A 5661-nucleotide genomic window follows, 5' to 3' on the forward strand; every position below is an offset into this window, starting at 1 on the left:
GGCGGCGAGCAGGTCTTCTACCTCGGCAAGGACCAGCATCTTGTCGCTGCCTTCTACCGCAACAACACGATTCACTTTCTTGTCGTGCGTGCCATCACCGAACTCGTACTTCAGGCAGCCGTCGAAGAGCGGTTCGAGGACCCCATCGGGGACGGGTGGGCAGAGGCCAAGCGCATCCGAGATTTGTTGAAATTCGAGTTCTTCTTCAGTGACCGGGACACGTTCGAGCAGGAGATGCGGACCGAGCTGACGCTGATCGACCCCGAGTGGGAAACCGTCATGGCCGACGACAAACGAACCGAGCACATGATCGAGACGGTTCGCCCGTACCTCGCGCACCGCGTGCTCCAACCGTTCCTCGAGGCGTACCAGGTTGTCGCCGATCAGCTTGTGCTCGCGCCGATTTCGACATCGTTCGACGAAAAGTCGTTCATCAGCAACTGCATCGACGTCGCACATCAGCGTCGACTGCGGCAGCAGATCGCCAGCAACGAATCCGTCTCCGGTGAGTTGTTCGCCACCGCACTGAATTTGGCGCGCAACCGTAACTTGATCGAAGTCGACGACGACGGAGTCCGGGCCAGGCGCCTGGCATTCGCTGCCGAGATCAAGGTTCAGGTCGAGCGCCTGCGTCACCTTCGCGCACTCGCGCATGCACGACTCGATCAGGTGGCGATGCCGGTACCGGACGCCGCCGCGGTAGTGACCATTCCAGAAGCAAACCGAGCGCCCGCCGCGAACGAGGAAGTAGGACTGTGACCGGACTCGAGCGTCTGCACTCCGCCATCGAAGCCGCCCCGCCCGGGCCCGGAACGATCGCCGCCTTCGACCTCGACGGCACCTTGATCAGCGGGTACTCGGCCAGCGTTGTGTACCGAGACCGCCTGCGACGCTTGGATATCAGCGTCGGCGAACTCTTGCGCACCACCGGTGCCGCGATCGACACCCAATTCCGCGGTGCTGACGTCGGAGCACTGATGGACATCGGCGTTCGAGCCTTGGGCGGCCGTACCGTCGAGGAACTGAACGACTGGGGCCGACGGCTGTTCAAGCAGGAGATCGCCGCGATGATCTACCCGGAAGCCCGCGGGCTACTGGCGGCACACCGGCGAGCCGGCCACACGATCGTGATGGCTACGTCGGCGACTCCGTTCCAGGCCAAGTACGTCGCCGAAGATCTCGACATCGAAGACGTGCTGTGCACCGAGCCCGAAGTCGTCGACGGCATGCTCACCGGCGAACTGTCTTCGCCCGCACTGTGGGGGCCGGCCAAGGCCAATGCCCTTGCAGGCTATGCCGAGAAGATGGGCGCCGATCTGAAGAACGCGTTTGCGTACTCCAACGGTGTCGAAGACGTCTTCATGCTCGAGGCCGTCGGGCGACCTGTCGCGTTGAATCCCGATCGTGGTCTGGCCAAGATCGCGTTGCGCAATCACTGGCCTTCGGTCAGCCTGCGTAAACCGCAACGAGGCGCAACACCGATCTCCACGATCCGAACGGCGACGGCCATGGGCGCGCTTGCTGCCACCGCCGCCCTCGGTGCGTCGGCAGGCATTCTCACCGGGAACCGTCAACTGGGTGCGAACCTGGTCGGCACGTACGGCCCCGACATCTCGCTCTCACTGCTGGGCATCGACGTCGAGATCGACGGCGAGCACAACGTGTGGGATCACCGCCCGGCGGTGTTCATGTTCAACCATCAGAGTTCCCTGGACATGTTGGTCCTGGGCACCGTGATCAAGCGTGACGTGACCGGCGTCGCGAAGAAGGAAGCGGCAAGCGATCCGCGGTTCATGCCCGTCGGTGCACTGCTCGACGTCGCCTACATCGACCGCACCGACACCACGAAGGCGAAGGCTGCACTGCAACCGGCAGTCGACAAGCTGAAGAATGGTGTCTCGATAGTCATAGCTCCGGAGGGCACCCGTTCTCCGACGCCACGTCTGGGCCCTTTCAAGAAGGGTGGATTCCACTTGGCGATCCAAGCCGGTGTGCCGATCGTGCCCGTGGTGATTCACAACGCGGGTGAACGGATGTGGCGCAATTCGCTTGTCGCCCATCCAGGCCCGGTCTATGTCTCGGTGCTCGATCCCATCTCGACCGAAGGCTGGGAGACCAAAGACCTCGACGCACACGTCGAGAAGGTACGCGCGCAGTTCGAAGCTGCGCTATTTGCCGGCCACCGCTGAGCGTGCCAGGTGCTCGCGTGCAAACGCGAGCGCCTGCGCCAGCATCGACGACCGCTCCCGCCGGGTGCGCGCGTTCTGCGTGTTGATCTCGATGACTGCCTGGCCGCTGAATTCGCTCGCAGCCAATTGCTGACACAACTCCGCGCACGGCTGTGAGCCATGCCCCGGAATCAGGTGCTCGTCCATCGACGCCCCGCGACCGTCGGCCAGGTGCAGGTGCTCGAGCCCCTTGCCCATACGGGAGGCCAACTCCAGGGCATCCATGCCCGCCGTCGCGGTGTGCGACAGGTCGAGAGTGTAGTGAGCGTGATCGGAATCGGTCGGGTCGTACGACGGACTGAACGCGGACAACGCTGCCCCCGGACCGCCACGCTTACGCAGACGCTCCGCGGACTTGTCCTTGCCCCCGAAGAAGCTGTCGGCGCGCATGGGGAACATGTTCTCCACCGCCACAACGACGCTGCTCTTCGATTCGAGATCGACAACCTGTTCCGCGAAGCCTTCGGCGTACTTGCGCTGCCACCGGAACGGCGGGTGGACGACCACCGTCGTCGCTCCCAAGGTTTCGGCGGTGCGCACCGAACGCTCGAGCTTCTCGACCGGATCGGAACCCCACACGCGCTGCGAAATCAGCAGACACGGCGCATGCACGGCCTGCACCGGAATGGCGTACTTGCGAACGAGGGCGGCAACAGCACCGATGTCCTGACTCACGGATTCGGCCCACACCATCAGTTCGACACCGTCGTATCCGAGATCAGCGGCGTAGCGAAATGCTGCTTCCGTGTTCTCCGGATATACCGAAGCCGTCGACAAGCCGACGGCTATCGGCCGACGAACCATGCGCTGCGATCCCCCGATCATCGTCCGATCAACCCGAGGTCAACAAGAACGCCAGTGGACCGAGCGTCACGATCATGCCGACGACCACCGCGATCACGAAACTCGTGATGTCGTCCGTCTTCCGCAGAACCCGCACGACGGCAACCAGGCCGACGATCACGATCAGCGCGAGCACCAACGCCACCCACGGCAGCATGTCCCACAGCTTCTCGAAGCCCTTGAACATCGCGCCGCCGACGATCAGTGCAACAACCACCTGACCGGCAAGCACTGCCCATTCACGGATCGAGTTACGCTCGCCTGCCTCTTCCGCTGCCGGTTCGGCTTCGACATCGGACTCCGCGGCGGCACTGGTCTTTTTTGCACCGTCATCGACAGCCGGCGCCTTGACCAGATCGACCACGGCGGTGGATTCGGCCTCGCCGGCATCCGCGTCTGCGATCTTGTCGATCAGTTCGGTGCTCTCTTCCGGCGCGGCCGGAGCGGGAGCGGTCTGTGCAGGTGCCTTGGCGACGGGAGTGGGGACACGCGGCGGCAGGATCGGCGGACGCAACGACGGCGACTGCGTTGCGGCGCGCTCCTGACGCATCAGGTCGCCCGCCAGGGTCTGACCCGACAGCAGGGCTGGTTCCTGCGTTACCTGCGTCGGTGACGAGGAGTTGAGCGGTGCCCGGCTCACCCACTGCCCGGGCGAGGACTTCGAGGTCTGTCCCGGCGAAGGTGTGGAAGTCGGCTTCGGAGTGGTGACCGGCGGCGCAGCAACCGGCTTCGACTCACCCTTGGGTGCCTGCGGCTCGTCATCGTCATCGTCGTCGTCGAACGAGACGGCGAAGGCTGCGGTGCGATCAGCGGGAACCTTCGGTGCCGGTTCGGCTGACTTGGCGGTTTCCGCAACAGCCTCGGCCGGCGCTGAAGGTGCAGAGTTTTCCGGCGCAGCGGCTTCGGGCTGGGCTGCTGGTTCGTCGGACTCGGGCTCGGCGGCCGCGCGCGATCCCGACTGGCGAACGATCGGGATCTCACCCGTCAGTTCGGCGACGGAGATGCCACCGGCTACGCCGCGCCGGCGTCGTCCACCTCGGGATTCGACGCTCTGACCGTTCCGCTTGAGCAGTTCCGCTACGGAAATCTGCTGACTGTCCTCGGTCATCAAGCACTCACCACCAATTCACCGCCCATTTCTGTGTCGAGCTTTCGCAGAATCAGACCCTCACGCAGTGCCCAGGGACAAATTTCCAGTTCGTCCACTCCGAGCGCCCGCATGGTTGCCTCTGCGATGAGCGCGCCGGCCACAATCTGCTGTGACCGATCCGAGCTCACTCCTTCCAATTCTGCACGGTCCGCCGCCGTCATCCTGGATATGAAGGCTATGAGTTGCCTGAGTCCGCTGGAAGTCAGGGTCCGTTTTGCCCGGGGGCCTGCGGCAGAAGGGGCCGCGCCGGTGAGCCGAGCCAACGATCGGAAGGTCTTCGAAGTCCCGACCGTGCGGTCCCAGTCGCCGGCGGCGCGCAGTTCCTTGGCTGGTCCGACCAACTCCGCGTCCAGCCAGTCGCGCAACACAGCGACCCGGCGCTTGCCCGGCGGATCGGCCTGTAGCCAGTCGCGCGTCAACCGTCCGGCACCGAGTTGCAGTGAGAAGGCGACGTCCGGATCCTCGTCACCACCTGCTGTGAGTTCGAGCGAGCCGCCGCCGATGTCCAGGTTCAGGATGCGTCCGGCGCTCCAGCCGTACCAGCGGCGCACGGCCAGAAAGGTCAAGCGGGCTTCGTCGACCCCGGACAGAACCTCGAGGTTGACTCCGGTCTCGGCGCGGACGCGGGCGAGTACGGCTTCGGAATTGTTGGCGTCACGGACCGCGGAAGTGGCAAAAGCCATCATTTCCTCGCACCCGGACGTCTTGGCGATACCGGCGAATTCGGAAACCGTCGACACCAACCGATCGGCTCCTGACGTGGTGATATCGCCGCGGTCGTCAGTGTTTTCTGCCAGCCTCAACGTGGACTTGGTCGAGCTCATGGGTGTTGGGTGGCCGCCCCGATGGGCGTCCACAACCAATAGATGGACGGTATTGCTTCCGACGTCGAGTACCCCTAGTCGCACATCGCCACGTTACTGGGTCTACGGTCGGCCCTTGTGACAGCAGGTAACCCAGACCGGTCCCACAAGATGACTCCGAGCCCCGAGGTCGATCTCGATTTCCCGCGCGAATGGGTCGAATTTGTCGATCCGGATAACTCCGAACACCTCATTTCCGCTGATATGACGTGGTTGCTCTCGCATTGGACCTGCGTGTTCGGCACGCCGGCGTGTCAGGGCATCATCGGAGACCGCCCGGACGACGGTTGCTGCTCGCACGGCGCTTTCCTCTCCGATCAGGAAGATCAGGACAAGCTCGATGCGTCAGTGAAAATGCTCACAGCCGAAGACTGGCAGTTCATGGAAAAGGGTCTCGGCAAGAAGGGCTACGTCGAAGAAGACGACCTCGAGGACGAGCCCGCGCTGCGCACCCGCCGCTACAAAGGAGCGTGCATCTTCCTCAACCGGCCGGGTTTTGCCGGAGGCGAGGGCTGCGCTCTGCATTCCATGGCGCTCAAGAAGGGCATCGAGCCGCTCGAGGTGAAACCGGACGTGT

Annotated in this window: 4 protein-coding genes and 2 pseudogenes; 3 read left to right on the forward strand and 3 right to left on the reverse strand. The window is 63.9% G+C overall.

The window, feature by feature from the left end; genetic code table 11:
- Together A2J01_RS27545 and A2J01_RS27550 are read left to right on the forward strand one after the other, a co-directional pair.
- A pseudogene (locus A2J01_RS27545) lies at positions 1–759 on the forward strand (glycerol-3-phosphate 1-O-acyltransferase); the annotation flags it as partial.
- Positions 756–2189, forward strand: coding sequence for an HAD-IB family hydrolase (locus A2J01_RS27550; protein ID WP_064114002.1), 1434 nt, complete (start codon positions 756–758; stop codon positions 2187–2189). The pseudogene A2J01_RS27545 and the gene A2J01_RS27550, both read left to right, overlap by 4 nt.
- On the opposite strand, the gene A2J01_RS27555 is transcribed toward A2J01_RS27550, so the two are convergent.
- From A2J01_RS27555 to A2J01_RS27565, 3 genes are read right to left on the reverse strand one after another with little or no spacing between them, the layout of a single operon-like run.
- Positions 2169–3053 (reverse strand): sugar phosphate isomerase/epimerase family protein, encoded by an 885-nt coding sequence (locus tag A2J01_RS27555; protein WP_019744388.1) that lies wholly within the window; start codon positions 3051–3053, stop codon positions 2169–2171. The genes A2J01_RS27550 and A2J01_RS27555 overlap by 21 nt on opposite strands.
- Before the next feature lie 7 nt (positions 3054–3060).
- Positions 3061–4179 carry a hypothetical protein gene (locus A2J01_RS27560; protein ID WP_042453001.1) on the reverse strand — a complete coding sequence of 373 codons (1119 nt, stop codon included), beginning with the start codon at positions 4177–4179 and terminating at the stop codon, positions 3061–3063.
- Positions 4179–5129 carry a Ppx/GppA phosphatase family protein gene (locus A2J01_RS27565; protein WP_003941975.1) on the reverse strand — a complete coding sequence of 317 codons (951 nt, stop codon included), beginning with the start codon at positions 5127–5129 and terminating at the stop codon, positions 4179–4181. Before A2J01_RS27565 ends, A2J01_RS27560 begins: the two co-directional genes overlap by 1 nt.
- A gap of 66 nt (positions 5130–5195) precedes the next feature.
- Between A2J01_RS27565 and A2J01_RS27570 the strand changes: the two are divergent.
- Positions 5196–5661 (forward strand): annotated as a pseudogene (locus A2J01_RS27570) (hypothetical protein); the annotation flags it as partial.

It is taken from the genome of Rhodococcus sp. EPR-134, assembly GCF_001647205.1.
Lineage (GTDB): Bacteria > Actinomycetota > Actinomycetes > Mycobacteriales > Mycobacteriaceae > Rhodococcus_F > Rhodococcus_F qingshengii.

Excerpts from the sequence above, each read along its gene's own strand:
- A2J01_RS27555 (WP_019744388.1), bottom strand. The coding sequence starts at position 3,053 with ATGATCGGGGGATCGCAGCGCATGGTTCGTCGGCCGATAGCCGTCGGC.
- A2J01_RS27560 (WP_042453001.1), bottom strand. The coding sequence starts at position 4,179 with ATGACCGAGGACAGTCAGCAGATTTCCGTAGCGGAACTGCTCAAGCGG.